Here is a 17,221-nt window from a genome sequence, read left to right as displayed (position 1 = left end):
ATAAAACATCGCCGCCACCGCAGGGAGTTGTCTTGAAAGAAATTGCGATCCGCCCCGCCACGGAAGCCGACTTCGGCGCCATGTGGGCCATCTTCCAGGAACTGATTGCCAGCGGCGACACCTATTATTTTGCTGCCGACACCAGCCGCGACGACTGCCACGCCTACTGGTTCGGACCCGGCATCGAGACCTTCGTGGCAGAGCTCAACGGCGATCGCCTGCTAGGCATGTACCGCCTCAACGCCAACCAGCGCGACCGCGGCGGCCATGTGGCCAATGCCTCGTTCATGGTGGCGCCGGCAGCGCAGGGCATCGGCGTCGGCACCCTGCTGGGGCACGACTGCCTGGCCCGGGCGCGTGGCCACGGCTATCTGGCAATGCAGTTCAACTACGTGGTCAGCTCCAACGTCGCTGCCGTGCTGCTGTGGAAAAAGCTGGGCTTTTCCATCGTCGGCACCTTGCCGCGCGCCTACTATCACCGCTACCTCGGCTATGTCGATGTGTACGTGATGTACCAGCTGCTCGAAGACCCGGCACACTGGCCCGACGCATGATCATCCTGGACACGGCGCGCCTGCGGCTGCGCACCATCACCACCGACGACGCGCAGTTTTACCACGACCTGGTGAACGACCCCACCTGGCTCGAGTTCATCGGCGACAAGGGCATCCGCAGCATCGCGCAGGCCCGCACGGCGATCACCGAGGGGCCGATGGCAATGCAGCACCGCCACGGTTTCTCGCTGTACGTCATGGAGCGCAAGGCAGATGGCCGGGCGCTCGGCATGTGCGGCCTGATCCGCCGCGATTTCCTGCCCGATGCCGACATCGGCTACGCCATCCGCCCCGAACACTTCGGTCGCGGCTACACGCTGGAGGCCGCGCGCGCGGTGCTGGAACTGGCGCGCGGCCCGCTCGGCATGACCCGCGTGCTGGGCCTGACCGCACCCGGCAATGTCAAGTCGATCAGCCTGCTGCACAAGCTGGGCATGCATTTCGAGGGGGTGCAGGTGCTGCCGCCGGGGGAGCGGGTGACGAATGTGTATGCGGTCGATTTTCCATCTTGACAGATGAATATCGGTGTGGCTTTTTAGGGGGCCATGCCGCGCTATTGGTAGAGCCTCACAGCAATAATTCGGGGTACTTTTTTATTAACGATGGTAAAATAGGCCGGATTGATAGCTGAATTTTGTTAAAAATCAAAGCCGTCGGTGAAACTGCAGCCCCTCATGTATGATGTGGCCCGCGTGATTCCCGGAGAGCGGCGTCACGTCATCATGCACACACCAGGTTGGGCATCACGCCCCGACCGGTTCGAATTCCATCTCCAGCTTGCTCAACTCCTAATGCTCTAGGACGTAGCGAATGAGGAGTATTTTTTTGGGTAGTTGGACTTGTTAAGCGCGCTTAGAAAATCGGTTAAATATACCTGGTGTGGCTGTTTGATCTTTGCAGGTCACGACAGCGTCGCCGCGACGCCAAGCAACAATGGGCAGTCAGGGTACATTAATATGCCCAGCGCTGCGGTTGAAGCCGATGGTACGTTCAGCGTAGGCTACGGTTACGACAGCCCATATGGTCAGTTGTGGGTCAGTTCTACAATTTTGCCGTCGGTCCAGGCCACCGCCCGCTATGTCTCGATTGTCGGTATTCCACCGTTTGGTGGTTCTCAAGAAGAGCTCGCTTATGGCGCAGGCTATGGCCGTTACAAGGATAAGGTTATCGATGGCAAAGTCCAGTTGTGGACCGAGCGCGCCTGGCTACCATCGGTCGCGGTAGGTGCGACCGACGTTTTTGGTACCCAGCTGTTCAAAAGCTATTATGCAGTGGGTAGCAAGACTTTCGGAGCGACCCGCAATGTTGAGGTCAGTCTCGGTTATGGTACCAAACGCATGAGTGGCACTTTTGCCGGCTTGCGATGGACGCCCGTCAGCCATCCCAACTGGTCGGTAGTAGCCGAGTACAACTCCACTGATTATAAAAAGGATTACCTGCCGCAGATGTCGGGTGCCGATCAGCGTCGTAAAGGCCCGGCGGTGGGCCTTGAGTATCGCTGGGGGTGGCTGGGCATACAAGCCGCACGTGGACGCGACAATTTTAGTTTTAACGCTTTCGTCAGTATTCCGTTCAATGAGCGCGAATATGTCCCCAAGATCTATGAGCCACCGTTTTTCGAAGACAAAGATCCGATCACGCCGCCATCAATACCCGAGTGGCGCCAAGACGCGGGCTATGGCGCGGATCTGATCAAAGCGCTGGCGGCCCAGGATTATCAGAATATCCGCGTTTCTCTTACCGGCAGCGTCCTCAATCTTACTTTTACCAACAACCGTATTTACGACACGGGGCGAGCGGTCGGGCGTGCCATGCGCACGGCGCTGGCGTTTGCGCCAGCTGGCGTAATGACGATCAAGGTCACGTATACCAAGCTCGACCAGCCACTGGTCACCTACGAATTCTTCGATCTACCGAAACTTCAAGATTATTTGGCGGGAAAGATCGACCGCAAAGCGTTTAACGATGTGGTGCTGGTTCGTTACCCTAACCGGGACGATGTCATCACCGATGACCAGCAAGGTTGGATTGCGGGCCTGCTCGACACATCCGCTACCCCAGAGCAGAAGGTTGCGCTCACCAGCGCGGCTGAGGCACCGTCCGCACCAGCCCCCTGCGGTGCGTCTGCAGTGGCGTCTCCGGCTGCGCCTTCTGCGCCGACATCTTCTGCGGTGACCGACGTCGTTGCTGCGGTCGCTCCGGCGAAAGACTCTGTGGTATCGGGCAGTGCGGCAAATGTCACGGGCGTCGAAGCTGATGGAAAATTGCGCGTGGCGGTTGGACATGAGGGTGATGTCGTGCAGCTGACATCAGTGGACCGCGAAAGCAACCGCTTGAAGGTCGCCCCCAAACTCGGGTTTTTCTTTAATGATCCTAGCGGAGCCTTCCGATATTCCCTGTCGGCTGCCGCCAATTACGATCGACGTCTTGGTGACGGCCTTTATCTGAATACAGCTGCCAGCGTCTCGATTCTCGAAACGGTTTCCGGGGTCAGGCAGCCATCGAACAGTAACTTGCCGCATGTGCGTACCGATGTCGCCAAGTATCTCGGTGAGAGCCGTTTTGCGTTGAACCGGCTGTTGATCAATAAATACGCCAATCCGGCCGAGCGTTGGTATGTCCGCGGTTCCGTCGGTCTGTACGAAGACATGTTTCGTGGTGCGGGCGGTCAAGTCTTGTATCTGCCCCAAAGCAGCAAATGGGCTGCTGATCTGTCGGTCGACGCGTTACAACAGCGTGGCTATAAGCGCTTGTTCGACAGTCTTGACTATAAGACCGTCACTGCAATTGCCTCTCTGCACTATCAGTTTGCCCGGGGCATTACAGTTACCGCCCGGGCTGGGCGTTTCCTTGCCCGTGACGAGGGGGTACGCATCGAGTTCAAACGTCGCTTCCAGTCCGGCATCGAGGTCGGTGCATGGTACTCACATACCAACGGCAATGATATTACCTCGCCGGGAACGCCGAGCAAGCCCTACCAGGATCGCGGCGTGTTCCTCTCAATTCCGCTCCGCACTATGCTGCCGCTCGATTCGCAGAATTCAATCGGCTTTTCACTCTCTCCATGGACGCGGGACATCGGACAGATGGTCGCGTCACCCGGCGATCTCTACGATATGGTTGAGAAGCCGCGGCGCGACATGAATTCCTACGACGGACTTGGCAACTTTGCCGAACGGCCCGATGAACAGCAATTGCTGGCAGTGAGCCCACCGGATACACCATTCGAAAATCCGCTACCGATGGTGCGTGAGCGCATCGACCAGTCGCTGAATGTCGTGCCGGCGCGTGAGCAATGGCTGCGCCCCGCTACCCTGGCAGTCGGCGCAGTGCTCGTCTCTTCGCTGGCTGACAAGCCGGTCGATCGCCAGATGAAGAAGTATCAGGACAAGAAGGTCATCAGCGGACTTAATACCTATGGCAACGCCCTGCCTTACGCGCTGGTCGGTGCAGCAGGCGCCGCGTTTGCACTGGGCGACAAGCGTATGAGCAATACCGGTTTGATTTCCCTGCAGTCGATCGGTATCGCTACCGGATTTACTTTGGTGGGCAAATACGCCGTAGGCCGTGCCAGACCTGATGAAGAGCGCGGTCCGTGGTCGCGTGTCGGTGACAGCTCTTCACGCTCTGATGCATCCTTCCCGTCCGGGCATGCAACGGTGTCATTCGCAGCAATCACGCCGTTTGCCAAAGAATACGATGCGCCATGGTTGTATGGTGTGGCCGCGCTGGGGTCAGCAGGCCGAGTGGCAGGCCGCAAGCACTGGGTATCCGATACCGTTGCAGGTGGAGTGATCGGCTATGCAGTGGGCAGTTGGCTATGGCACGCGCAACGTGAGCAGGGCAGCGGCGGGTTAGCGATTGTTCCGGGACCTAAGTCTGTCAGCGTATCGTGGCAAAAAAATTATTGATGGCGGCTTCCGCCGCAACCGAATAACACTATTTATCTTTAAAAGACCAGCATGAAAAAGCCTAGTCCGAAAGCAAAGCCGATTTTGACGCAAGTCATCTTCTCAGCGTGCATGTTGAGTGCGTTGACGTCTACCGCCTTGGCGCAAAGTGCATCGCCGGAGCGTGAGGACGATGACTACGCCACCGCCGCCGTATTACCTGGGGCGGAGACCCCGCAACTGCCAACCATCACCAACGGTCGTTCGCAGCTGCCGCAACCTGGCCAATCACAGTCGTCGCAATCACAGTTGTCTCCGGGACAGTCACAGTTTCCATACGAGTGGCAGCGATCGGCAAATCAGCAAGATTCTCAATTCATGCGTTCTGGTCCACGTCAGCCGCGCAAGCCGGGCGATTTTGAGAAATTCGTCGCCACTGTCATCGACAGCTCCCGTGCGACAGGTAAAAAGCTGACCATTTTTGGCTCCGACCTTTTCGATGGTGTACCGAGCACTTTTTCTCCGGTGACGGCGCCGCAAGTCAACCAAGATTACCTGGTCGGCACTGGCGACGAACTACAAATCCGCGGGTGGGGCATGGTCAATATCGACGTTGCCGCCAAGGTCGACCGCGCTGGCGCGATCTATATCCCGCGAGTGGGTTCTGTCAATGTTGCCGGCGTAAGATATGGCGATCTGCAAGCTTACTTGAAGCGTGCTGTCAGCAAAAACTTCAATAACTTTGACTTGGCCGTAAGTATTTCACAAGTACGACCGGTTCAGATTTATGTCGTTGGCAATGTCGTTCGTCCGGGAACGTACACGCTGAGCGCAATGAGCACGTTGCTTAACGCGCTGTTTACGTCTGGCGGTCCGGACGCTACTGGGTCGATGCGTAATATCGAGGTTAAGCGTGGTGGCAAGGTGGTGACGACGTTCGATATGTACGACATCTTGCTCAGAGGGGACAAATCTCACGACATTCCGCTGCAGGACGGCGACGTCGTGTATGTGCCGCAAGTTGGTTCGATGGTTGCGTTGACTGGCGATGTAAAACGTCCAGCAATTTTCGAAATGAAGGGTCCGTCGTCGATTGCCGACGCTGTGAGCTGGGCCGGTGGTTTCGCCTCTTCAGCCGATGCCAAGCAGGTTATTGTAGAGAAAAACGTCAACAACGATTTTAAAACCGTCGCCACGCTGCATTCTGCGCCGGCCGAGCGAGATCCGGGCCTGGCAGCCTTGCCACTCATGCCAGCCGATGTGATTCGTATCTTTGCACCATCTGCTGTGCCAGTAAAAGCCGCGATCAGCAATGAATACGTACGCGTCTCTGGCGAAGTGAAAGAGAGCGGCGCTTTCCAGATCCGGGAAGGAGAAACCTTGCGCTCCCTCGTGGCTCGTCTGGGGGTGACTGACAAGGCCTATGTCTTTGCGACCGAAGTTACGCGTGAATCTGTACGTCGCATACAGCAGGAACGACTCGATGAAATGTCTAAGCGGTTCATGCGCGACCTAGAAATCGGCTCGTCCCAACAACTGGCCGCCACGTCGGACAAGGACGCGGTGACGCTGATCAATGCGCAACTTGAACGCCAGCGTAGCAATGCTGAGCGCATGGCTGCAGTCAAGTCCAAAGGCCGCATCGTGCTCGAATTGACCGATGGTGACGCCATGATCAAAAACTTGCCAGACCTGGCTCTGCGCGATGGCGACAACATCCACATCCCGCGCCGTCCAGACACGGTGGACGTGATGGGTGCGGTATTCCAGCAAAACTCTTTCATTTATCGTCCTAATCGTACTGTCAGCGACTATGTCAAGCTCGCAGGCGGAGCGAACCAGACTGCGGACACCTCGCAAATGTATATCCTTCGGGCGGACGGGACTACGCATAGCGCCAATGACTCAGGCTGGTTCTCCGGCATCGGCAGCAGCAAGATCAATGCTGGCGATACCATCGTGATTCCGGAAGCGGTCCCGCACACGTCTTGGGCGCAAAGCTTGAAAGAGTGGACCTCGATTTTCTATCAGTTCGGTTTAGGCGCTGCAGGTCTGAAAGTACTGAAAGATTAAAACGGTCGTAGGCCGCTGTTGAATAAGATAACGAAAGTAAATCATGGTTGAAAACGCACATAATCCGGCAGAGCGTCCCCCTGAACATGAAGCTGAGGAAGAGTTTCATCTGTTGGATGGACTGTCGGCGCTGGGGCGTCAAAGAAAAATCCTAATCGGGGTTCCGGTTTTGACTACTGCGATTGCGGTCGCGGTAGCAGTGCTGAGTGCGCCAGTGTTTGTTTCAACAACCGTCATTCTGCCACCACAACAGCAAAGCACGTCTGGAATGACCGCAATGCTGGGTCAGCTGGGGGGACTGGCAGGAGCTGCTGGTGGCTTGGCGGGGTTGAAAAACCCCAACGAAATGTATGTCGGTATGCTTAAAAGTCGCGTGATCGGTGATGCTTTGATCAAGAAATTTGATCTCCAACATCACTACGATCTGGAGACCATGTCCGATACGCGTAAGACACTGCTCCAGAATACCGCAGTGACCAGTGGTAAAGATGGCATGATTACTGTTGTCGTCGAGGATACAGACCCTAAGCTGGCCGCTAATATCGCCAATGCTTACATTGCTGAACTGAGTACACTGACCAAAGATCTGGCCGTTTCAGAGGCTGCCAAGCGTCGGGTCTTCTTTGAAAGACAGCTGAAAGCCACCAAAGATGATCTGGCGACTGCTGAAATTGCATTGCAAAATGTGCAGAAGAAAACAGGCATGCTGCAGCTCGACGGGCAAGTCAAGAGCATCATCGCAAATACGGCCCAATTACAGGCACAGATTGCGGCGCGGGAGGTGCAATTGAGTGCTACCAAAACCTTTGCAACCTCTACTAATCCGCAAGTGTTACGTGCTCAAGAAGAGTTACGCAGCCTGAAAGAGCAGTTGGCAAAACTGCAAACAGGGGGGAAAGCGGCAAGCGGAAATCCAATGATCCCAACCGGGCAAATCCCGGAAGTGGGGGTGGAATACATTCGCCGTGTCCGCGACGTCAAGTATCAAGAAACAATGTTCGAAATGCTGGCACGGCAGTTCGAAGTGGCAAAGGTTGATGAAGCCAAGGATTCGTCCTTAATACAACAGCTTGATACCGCGGAACCTGCTGAAAAGAAAATTCGACCGAAGAGGTTACTGACCATTTTGGGAGGATTGGTAATTGGCAGTGTATTGGGCGTCGTTATTGCGTACTTACGCGATGCTTATGTGAGATCACGTCAGTCCGAAGCTGGGCAAATTCGATGGAAAAAACTCAAAGCATCGTGGAAAAGCTGAGTTTCTATTTTGCGTCAATTAACATTGCGGATGTCAAATAAAGAAATTAATCAGTAATCACACAGGCACTCTATCTCCTGTCTGTCTCAGAAATGGAGTGCGTAAATCCGTGTTGGCCCTCCTTGTTGTGTGGAGTCTTGTACCGACGTACCCGATGCCGGAACCAGATAGTGTCCAAGACTAATAACATAATGAATTCTACAAACCTTCCTGTTCCTCATAAAAACAATTTTGACTTGCTGCGGCTAGTTTTCGCAAGCATGGTCGTTTTTTTTCACATTGGAATACTGTCTCAGTCACCAGTACTTAGCTGGACAATGAATATTTCGGCGACCTTCGCGGTCCAGGCCTTTTTCGTGGTTAGCGGATATCTTGTTACCATGAGTTGCGAAAAATCACGTTCGCTCTTGGAATACGGAAAAAAAAGGCTGTTTCGGATCGCCCCTGCATATGTTTTTGTGGTTGTTGGCGCTGCCATTATTCTGTCGACAATGTCGTCATTAAGTGCTGTAGATTATTTCTCCAATGTAGGGTTCTGGCGTTATATCGGAATGAATTTGGCTCTGGCAAATTTCAGTGCACCTTCGTTGCCTGGTGTATTTGTGCATCAGTATGAGAGTGCTGTAAATGTATCGCTGTGGACAATCAAGATCGAGGTTCTATTTTATGCCTGTGCGCCAGTGATTGTTTGGGCATCGCGGCGAATCGGCTATCGACCAGTATTGGGCATGTTGTTTGTGCTCTCCTCTGCATGGATGTCTGGCTTCTCTTTTTTTGGCGAACATGCAGGGAATGATTTTTATCTACGGCTTGCTAAGCAATTACCAGGTCAACTTGCCTATTTTGTGGGCGGAGCATGGTGTTATTATGCAACTCGTGATGGCGCACGTTTACCGACCTATGCTGCCGTGCTAGCTCTCGTATTTTATGCTTCGACTAACGGATGGCTGTTCCGCCTCGGCGCTCCTCTTGCAGTGGCTGCGATTGTTAGCTGGGCGGCACTGACGCTACCTCGTCTTGGGGACGTTGGAAAGCACGGCGATTTTTCGTTTGGTATTTATCTGTTTCATGTGCCAATTGTGCAAACGGCTATAGCGTTGGGCTATTTCTCCAGTAATCCAGTAGCCACGATGTTGGGAACGATAATGGTTGTATTTTCTGCTGCTGTGTTTTCTTGGAACTTTATAGAAAAGCCTTTCCTTAAACATCGCACCAGTGCGATCACCAAACAACAGGTGATTAATTGTACGCCCTGACTGTTATTGCACTAGTGCTGCAATTGCTGGCGCCTTATATATTCTGGCCCAACCGCTGGAATGTCCCGGCTCACCTGAACTTGGGCTTCTGTGTAACTGCATATATTGTTCCAGGATTGTACACGGATGTCTGGGATATCGTGGACGCGAATACCAATGAACTATATATGTATGTCAATGTCTTTGGTACCATCGCCCTGATTCTGGGTATGGCACTTGGATTCTACTCACCGTGCCACCATTGGCTGCGAAAAAAATTAAATCCGATCTCTCCCGCAAATATCGATTTGAAGGCAGTTACCCGCAGAGTCATAATGCTGGCATGTGTAGCTTCCGTCGGCATATGTCTGGCGTATGCGTTAATGGGTTTTGTACCCATGTTCGCAGCTGATCCGATGAGTGCCAAACAGTTCAAAAACGAATATTTTGAACCATACCAGCGGGCTGCTTATCTGTTTAGATTTAGTTTTGCAGTGATGGTAGGAATGTTGCCGATCGTACTGACTTTGTGGTGGTACTACAAAAAGAGAATTTACATGTGGCTCGCGCTTGCGATGATTTTCTTGCTGATGATTTCATTGGCTCGAGGGGCATCACTGAGCGGCGTTCTTGTGTTTGTGGGCGTTTTGGCCGCCAGAAAGCGTTGGACCGGTATCGCGTTCGCATGTTTTTTAGGCGTGATCTTTCCTATTGGTAGCGCCAGCTACTTGATATTAGGCTTGTTGACCGGCATCGAGCGATTTGGATCTTTCTATTCGCTGGATTCGATAGCTTCGATCATTGGATCGGGAACTCCAGACATCGCAGACCAGATCGAGTTTCTTCAGGGATTTTCCCAATATTCTCCATTTACATACGGAAAAACGATGGTTGGCGGACTGGTCCCAAGCAACTATATGTGGAATCCAAGCGTGTGGACGCTTACTTACAATGACATTGGGGCTGATATTTCGGAAATGGTTACTGGCGGACTGCGCCTCACTACTGCCTTGTGGGGATACGTAAATTTTAGCTGGCTGGGCGTGCTGTTAATTCCGGCCTTGTCTGGCTTTATTACCGGGGTATTCCTACGTGCGCTAAAGGGTATGAATTTCCAAGATTCAATCGTTAGCGCCATTCTCGTCATGATGATATATACAACCGTCGGTAAATTTTTCATCGAATTTTATGTGTTAAGCATACATGCAATTCCTGTCATAGCATCAATTATGTATGTTTGTTTCGGTTTTGGGATGAAAAAAAAGCGGTTCAAGAGTTCCGACCTTCTGTCCCAAAATAAAGTCTAGATTGTATAAAATGTCTTCTGAAATTTATAGCTGTCTTATCATCTCACCAGATTTCTTCGGCTACTCCGAGGAAATCAAGACGGCATTGGCACGACGGGGTATCAATGCCATGCTGGTAGATGACCGTCCTGCGGCTGATACCTTGACCAAAGCGCTGATTAGGATTTCACCTCGCATACTGCGTGGGAAAGCAGAAGCCTATTTTGAGGCTGTCACCGAACGCGCGCGCTCGCACCCGATCACCGACGTCCTGGTGATAAAAGGGCAGGCCTTGTCTTGTGAGGCGATACGTCGGCTGCGCCTCGCATTGCCCGACGCGCGTTTTACGCTTTATTTCTGGGACAGTTATAAAAACATGTCGTCCGATAGTCCTACGAAGGTGGGTTTATTTGATCGGGCTTTTACATTTGACCCGGTAGACGCACAGAATGATGTCAGGCTTAAATATCGCCCGTTATTTTGTCTCGACGAATATTTTCGATTGCCGCCGACGAAGACAGACATCGACCTCTTTTTCTTTGGCACGATCCACTCGGACCGTTATCAGGTTCTGTCACGGATGCAGAGTTCTGTTCCGAATGGCATGACTTTTAAAAAAATTATGTATTTTTCTTCCCGTTTGGTCTATATGGGGCGACGAATTCTGCAACCGGCCTTCTGGACTGCGAAACGAGCTGAATTTATTTTCAAACCGGTATTCAAGGACGAACTAAAAATGCTTCTTGCTCGCAGCCGTATAGTTGTTGATATCGAGCGCCCTATTCAAACCGGCCTCACAATGCGAACGCTGGAAGCTGTAGGGGCACGCAAGAAAATTATTACGACGAACGCGTTTGCCACGAAAACCGATTTTTATCGACCAGAAAACGTGCTGGTCATAGACAGGGAAAATATTAGGATTCCAAGAGAATTCTTGGAGAGCGAATTTTGCGAACTGCCGCAGGAAGTTATCGAAAAATATACGCTCAATGGCTGGCTGGACGAGGTTTTGCCTTTACGTGCCTTAGCTTGATGAGAATTGCTTGCAAAAATGAAAAGAACTGTTTGTCTGATTGTTTCGAGAAATCTTGGGGACGCTGTAATTCAAAGTGCGTTTCTGGAAAAACTCGCTTTAAGTGGATATGCTGAGCATTATGTCGCGTGGGTTCGGCCGCAAGTGGCCTTTTTGTTTGAAAACATTGAGAATTGTCGGGTGGTTTGTTCTCAGTTTCCGGTAGGAACGACAAAAAATTTTGGTTGGAAAAATGCCTATCAATTTATGAAGGCGGTACGGAAATTACGCCGTCTGGGACTGACTACTTCCATGGATCTAATTGGAGATTTTCGTGAACGGTTTTTCGCGCGATTGATTGGCGCACAGAAGCACGAGTATATCGGTTGGCAGGACGGTCACCCATTTAAGCAGATCATTCGTAATCCGTTTGGATCAGGTGTACCCTCAGTTGTCATACCGTCGAGTTGTCCAGGGGTGTATGAATCCTATGGCATGTTTCTCGCTGCACTTACCAAAGGAAATCAAACGAGCATACTCTCCAGTGTTCGAGGGATTTCAGGGGAAAAGCTCAAAATTGGCCTCCATCCATTCGCCTCGAAACGCTGCCGCATGTGGCCGGAAGAAAATTGGCGGGATCTTGCTTTGCAGCTCGTGGATAATGGCCATGATGTTACATTATTTGGCGCAGGATCGGAGCGTCCAACGCTAGAGCGGATTTTTTCCCCAATATTGCCACGTGTGAGAATTTATACTAAATCATTATCTGATTTTACAAATGAAGTTGCTAATCTAGATATTTTCGTCGGTCTCGATAGCTTTGGCGTTCATATGGCTCAACGCCAGGGCGTTAAAAATGTTTTGATCAACGCGGGTAGTGATCCCACGATGTGGCCTCCACCTAACAGTATACTTCTTGCCAAAAGTGGTGGCTGTGAGTATTACCCCTGTAATAATATGACAAAATGCGATGGAACCGATTCAGAATTTATCTGTATTCGCTCTATCGAACCTCAACGCGTCCTGTGCGCATTGTCAAAAAATGTGTCTTCGTAGTATTTTGAAAAATTTATATAATATATTGCAAGAGCAACCGGAATAATATGAGTATTGAAATTATTAAGCATTCTCTTAGCGAGGCGCAGATTGGCCTGGATAACTTGCTGAGAAACGATACCGTTCTGTCTAATCTGGACCGTTCTGCCACTATGTTGGCTGAGTCCTTTAAGAGTGATGGTAAGGCAATGTCTTGCGGCAACGGAGGATCGATGTGCGATGCCATTCATTTCGCAGAAGAGCTCTCTGGCCGCTTCCGTAAAAATCGAAAGGCACTGGCGGCGCTATCAATAAGTGATCCAGCGCATATCACATGTGTAGCCAATGACTATGGATACGATTTCGTTTTCTCGCGGTTCATCGAAGCACATGGCCGTAGCGGAGATTGTCTGATCGCCATTAGCACAAGCGGAACTAGTCCGTCTGTACTCAACGCAGTCGATAGCGCTAAAAGGCTGGGCGTGTTTGTCATCGGTCTGACGGGGCGTGAAGGGAGTCCGCTAGACCAACTCGCCGACATTAGCCTCTGTACGCCCGCTGGGAGTTTCGCAGATCGCGTGCAAGAGCTGCATATCAAAATGTTACACATCATGATCGAGCTCGTTGAGCATAAGCTGAAATTGGCCTGATAGGTGCACGATGTCTCTTCAAGAACTTGAGTTAGGCCTACGCCTGGATACCGCGCGCGTGCTGGTGGTCGGTGATGTGATGCTTGATCGCTATTGGTCAGGTGCCACAGGAAGGATTTCCCCTGAGGCTCCGGTCCAGGTAGTTAATATCGACAAAGATGATCTGCGTCCAGGTGGAGCTGCCAACGTCGCCGTCAATGTTGCCAGTCTTGGTGCCAGCGTTAGGTTACTTGGTGTTGTGGGGAACGACGATGCCGCACGCTTGCTGACTAATTCAGTGGCCGCATTTGGCGTACAAGCCGATTTCGTAGTTTCTTCAAATTGCCCCACAATTACAAAATTGCGGGTGGTTTCGCGCAACCAGCAACTGATGCGGCTTGACTTCGAAAGTTCGCTAGGCAGTGAGGGATGTTTCGATCGTGGCGGTTTGTACGCGAAGTTTATTGATGCCCTGGCAACCGTCGATGCAGTGATTCTCTCTGACTACGGCAAAGGTACCCTGTCATCTATCGAAGACATGATTGCGGAGGCCCGTCGGCAATGTAAGCCGGTAATCGTCGATCCGAAAGGCGTCGACTACTCTCGATATTCCGGCGCGACGTTGATCACTCCTAATATGGCTGAATTCGAAGCGGTGGTAGGCCATTGCGCAGATGAAGGCGAGATCGTTGCGAAAGGGCTGGTTTTGAGAGAAAAGCTTGGCCTCGACGCCTTACTGGTTACGCGTAGCGAGCACGGAATGACGTTGCTGCGCCAAAATGAGCCACCCTTGCATTTGCCCACGGAGGCGCGGGAAGTTTTTGACGTTACTGGCGCTGGCGATACCGTTATCGCGACTTTGGGAACTGCGCTGGCTAGTGGGAAGGATCTGGAACTTTCCTGCAGGCTGGGAAATATGGCGGCCGGAATCGTTGTGGCAAAATTCGGAACTTCCGCCATTACCACGATCGAGCTTGAACATGTGCTTTATGGAGTGGGTGGAGTGGAGCAGCCGATCATGGCGGAAGACGCTCTACTGGCCCGAGTTACTGCCGCCAAGGAAAACGGGAAACGTGTCGTTTTCACCAATGGCTGCTTCGACATATTACATGTCGGCCACACTCGCTATTTGGAGGCCGCACGTCGTTTAGGCGACCTACTAGTGGTCGCTGTGAATACTGATGCCTCTGTAAAACGCCTAAAAGGAAACGCACGACCCATTAATGGGTGTGCCGATCGCATGCATGTGCTGGCGGCATTAAAGAGTGTTGATTGGGTGGTGGAATTTGACGAGGATACGCCAGAGCGAATTATTCGTAAGCTGATACCAGACGTGTTGGTAAAGGGGGGGGATTATCCGGTAGAGGAAATCGTCGGCTACGAGGTTGTTACTGAAGCTGGCGGAGAAGTGATTGCGCTCGATTTTCACGAGGGATACTCGACAACGCGTATTATTGATCGCACGAATATTAAATTTCGAATGGAATAAAATATTTCTTTGGTAAATTAAAATAGTTTCTGTGTGAAACTTAAAATGTTTTTCTTCAAGAAAGCTTGCTTCTGCTGAATCAAGTTGTAAATTTAGAATGGATTGGAAAAAATATGAATGTATTGATATCGGGTGGTGCGGGATTTATCGGTTCGAATTTAGCATTGCATCTGATCGGTCTTGGGCATGAGGTAACGGTTCTAGATACCCTGTCACCCCAGATTCATGGAGATGATCCAACGACGTCGTCGCCTTTGTTCTTGAGTGTTCGTGATAAAGTAAGATTTGTTAAGGGTTCAGTTTGCGACGAGGCGTCCTGGTTGTCGGTACTCCCTGGACAAGATGCAATCGTGCACTTGGCTGCCGAGACGGGAACCGGGCAGTCGATGTATGAGATCAAGAAATACGTTGACGTTAATATCGGTGGCACCGCGTTGATGCTGGATTTGCTTGCCAACACCAAGCATTCTATTAAAAAAGTCGTGGTAGCTTCTTCGCGCTCGATCTATGGTGAAGGAAAATACCGATCGAAAGCGCTTGGAATAGTTTATCCAGGTCAACGGTTGGATAGCGATATGAAAGCAGGACGCTTCGATCCACTATGCAGCGCAACGGGAGACGTGCTGGAATTATTGCCTACCGACGAAGAATCTAAAATCCATCCTTCTTCGGTATATGGTATTACCAAACAAAATCAAGAGCAGATGGTGATGACTGTGTGCGGGTCCCTTGGCATCGGCGCGACCGCGTTGCGCTACCAAAATGTCTATGGCCCTGGTCAGTCGTTAAGCAATCCTTACACTGGCATCTTGTCGATCTTTTCTACGCGAATCAAAAATGGTAATAAAATTGACATTTTCGAGGATGGTAAAGAAAGCCGTGACTTTGTGTTTATCAGTGATGTCGTACAGGCAACAACCGCTGCACTACTCAAAGACGAAGCAAACGGTGAGGTATTCGGTATCGGTTCGGGCGTTGCTACAGATGTTTTAACTGTCGCAAATACCCTCGTGTCGCAATACAACGTTAACGTACCGATCACCGTAACTGGCGCCTATCGTCTGGGCGATATTCGCCATAACTTTGCGGATCTGACAAAGGCTAAAAATTTGCTGGGTTTTGAGCCAAAAATTAACTTCGTCGAAGGCATTAAAAAATTTACCACGTGGGTTAATCAACAAGCGGTACAAAAAGATAGTTATGATCAGAGTATTGAGGAAATGAAATCGCGGGGTCTTTATAAATGAGCGTGAAGCTTGGACTCGTAACGGTCCTGTTCAACAGCGAGTCTGTGCTGCCTGGTTTCTTTGAGAGTCTTGCAATTCAAGAATGTCAGGACTATTGGCTGTTTATACTTGATAATAGCTTGAATGATCAGTCGTATAACGCTGCACGTGAGTTAATCGACGCGCATGGCATGAAGAATGTTACGCTCATCAAAAATAAAGAAAATGTGGGCGTTGCAAAAGGTAATAATCAGGGTACAGAGCTCGCATTGGAGATGGGTTGCGAATACATTGTTCTATTAAATAATGATATAGAATTCGAAAGCCCGAAACTTCTCGCTGAAATGTATTCTATGGCGCAAGCCAGGCAAGAAAAGATGGTGGTACCAAAAATTACTTTCTTCGATTCTGGAAAAATATGGTGTGCCGGCGGTGCCATTATTCCCTGGAAAGGGACAACAATACACCGTGGAGAGGGGATGGATGACGGCTCTGAATTTTCAACTGGTATGCATGTTAATTACGCCCCCACATGTTTTATGTTGATCCATCGATCGGTGTTCGAAAAAATTGGTCTAATGGATGAGAAATATTTTGTCTATCAGGACGATACCGATTTTGTCTGGCGTGCCAATCAAGCAGGGTTCAGTATTTATTATTGGCCTGATGGAACGGTGAAACATAAGGTAAGCAGTAGCACTGGCGGTGCTCTTTCTCCCTTTGCAACCTATTATTGTGAGCGTAACCGAATTTACTTTATTCGAAAGAACTACCGTGGCCTGCAAAAAATTGCTGCATTGTCGTTTTATCTTTTGACTCGTCCACTTAAATATCGATTTTTTACAGGTCGCTTGCGAAAGCATTTTTTCTCTGGCGTGCGTGACGGGTTTAAGATGTGACTGAGCTAGAAATCAAAGTTTCCCGTTTTTTAGTATCGCGATCTCCACGGCTCTGACCAGTGCGCAAGCCGCCACCGACGATTTTTTGATAGTTCGGCTGGCTTGCGCCAAGTCGCACTTTGATTAGCGGGATGACGCGGAAAGCGAGTGCATCGGCTAGTTGCTCTATAGGGGGACGCTTAAAACAGCACCGGTTCGCCTCGTTGAGAAACATCAGTTGTTTCAGGTTGCATTAGGCGGCTGTGAGGTGGCCTACTAAAGCGGAGTGCGCAATGCCCATATATCGCTTCGTAGTTAGTCATCTGTGCCGTGCGTCTCGGCCCAATATGCATCCATCTCGTCCTGATTAAAAATGTGCGTCGGACGGTCAAGCGGTCTCCTCTGACTTTCTAAAGTCCCGATTTCGTCGCACTTGTTGCGCTGGAGCGCTATCTACACAAGCAGCATCGATGCTCTGACCGCCACGTGTCTCGCATCATGTCGACGATAGCTCGAAGGCCACGTGCCTGGTCAAGCCGATTAGTTCAGCACCGGTCTATCAGGCGGCCCGGCATTCATCCGCTACCAATAGTCTGGGCCGGGACTTTATTTTTCGCGAGTTCGCCGCGGAGTCGGCTGACGCGGTGATTTTACGG

13 protein-coding genes are annotated in these 17,221 nt (G+C 51.0%); all 13 read left to right on the top strand.

The window, feature by feature from the left end; genetic code table 11:
- Window positions 1-32: 32 nt before the first annotated feature.
- Complete coding sequence (locus ASF61_RS15405; RefSeq protein WP_056157365.1) at window positions 33-554, top strand: GNAT family N-acetyltransferase; 522 nt, start codon at window positions 33-35, stop codon at window positions 552-554.
- Window positions 551-1,066, top strand: a complete 516-nt coding sequence (locus ASF61_RS15400) for a GNAT family N-acetyltransferase (protein ID WP_056157363.1) — start codon at window positions 551-553, stop codon at window positions 1,064-1,066. The genes ASF61_RS15405 and ASF61_RS15400 overlap by 4 nt, the downstream gene beginning before the upstream one ends.
- 375 nt (window positions 1,067-1,441) lie before the next feature.
- Complete coding sequence (locus tag ASF61_RS15395) at window positions 1,442-4,465, top strand: YjbH domain-containing protein (protein WP_229205865.1); 3,024 nt, start codon at window positions 1,442-1,444, stop codon at window positions 4,463-4,465.
- A gap of 51 nt (window positions 4,466-4,516) precedes the next feature.
- Window positions 4,517-6,517, top strand: a complete 2,001-nt coding sequence (locus ASF61_RS15390; protein WP_082491730.1) for an SLBB domain-containing protein — start codon at window positions 4,517-4,519, stop codon at window positions 6,515-6,517.
- Window positions 6,518-6,560: 43 nt separating this feature from the next.
- Window positions 6,561-7,775, top strand: coding sequence for a GumC family protein (locus ASF61_RS15385; RefSeq protein ID WP_082491728.1), 1,215 nt, complete (start codon window positions 6,561-6,563; stop codon window positions 7,773-7,775).
- Window positions 7,776-7,945: 170 nt separating this feature from the next.
- The gene (locus ASF61_RS22915; RefSeq protein WP_229205863.1) at window positions 7,946-9,031 is read left to right on the top strand and encodes an acyltransferase; all 1,086 of its coding nucleotides are present in this window, start codon (window positions 7,946-7,948) and stop codon (window positions 9,029-9,031) included.
- Window positions 9,019-10,317, top strand: coding sequence for a hypothetical protein (locus ASF61_RS15380; RefSeq protein WP_156369605.1), 1,299 nt, complete (start codon window positions 9,019-9,021; stop codon window positions 10,315-10,317). Before ASF61_RS22915 ends, ASF61_RS15380 begins: the two co-directional genes overlap by 13 nt.
- 10 nt (window positions 10,318-10,327) lie before the next feature.
- Window positions 10,328-11,329 (top strand): hypothetical protein, encoded by a 1,002-nt coding sequence (locus ASF61_RS15375; RefSeq protein ID WP_156369604.1) that lies wholly within the window; start codon window positions 10,328-10,330, stop codon window positions 11,327-11,329.
- A gap of 18 nt (window positions 11,330-11,347) precedes the next feature.
- Complete coding sequence (locus tag ASF61_RS22910; protein WP_082491724.1) at window positions 11,348-12,364, top strand: glycosyltransferase family 9 protein; 1,017 nt, start codon at window positions 11,348-11,350, stop codon at window positions 12,362-12,364.
- 47 nt (window positions 12,365-12,411) lie between these two features.
- Window positions 12,412-12,993, top strand: coding sequence for an SIS domain-containing protein (locus ASF61_RS15370; RefSeq protein ID WP_056157351.1), 582 nt, complete (start codon window positions 12,412-12,414; stop codon window positions 12,991-12,993).
- Between the two features lie 10 nt (window positions 12,994-13,003).
- On the top strand, window positions 13,004-14,461 hold the full coding sequence (gene hldE, locus ASF61_RS15365; RefSeq protein WP_056157349.1) for a bifunctional D-glycero-beta-D-manno-heptose-7-phosphate kinase/D-glycero-beta-D-manno-heptose 1-phosphate adenylyltransferase HldE: 1,458 nt from the start codon (window positions 13,004-13,006) through the stop codon (window positions 14,459-14,461).
- A 65-nt stretch (window positions 14,462-14,526) separates the two neighbouring features.
- Window positions 14,527-15,708: an NAD-dependent epimerase/dehydratase family protein gene (locus tag ASF61_RS22905; protein ID WP_307155929.1), complete on the top strand. Its 1,182-nt coding sequence runs from the start codon at window positions 14,527-14,529 to the stop codon at window positions 15,706-15,708.
- Window positions 15,705-16,586: a glycosyltransferase family 2 protein gene (locus ASF61_RS22900; protein ID WP_082491720.1), complete on the top strand. Its 882-nt coding sequence runs from the start codon at window positions 15,705-15,707 to the stop codon at window positions 16,584-16,586. Before ASF61_RS22905 ends, ASF61_RS22900 begins: the two co-directional genes overlap by 4 nt.
- Window positions 16,587-17,221 lie beyond the last annotated feature (635 nt).

Origin of the sequence: Duganella sp. Leaf126 (assembly GCF_001423125.1) — a bacterium.
In the GTDB taxonomy this organism is placed as follows: Bacteria; Pseudomonadota; Gammaproteobacteria; order Burkholderiales; family Burkholderiaceae_D; genus Rugamonas.
Note: the sequence above shows the minus strand (reverse complement) of the source record. Positions and strands in the feature narration are given on the sequence as shown.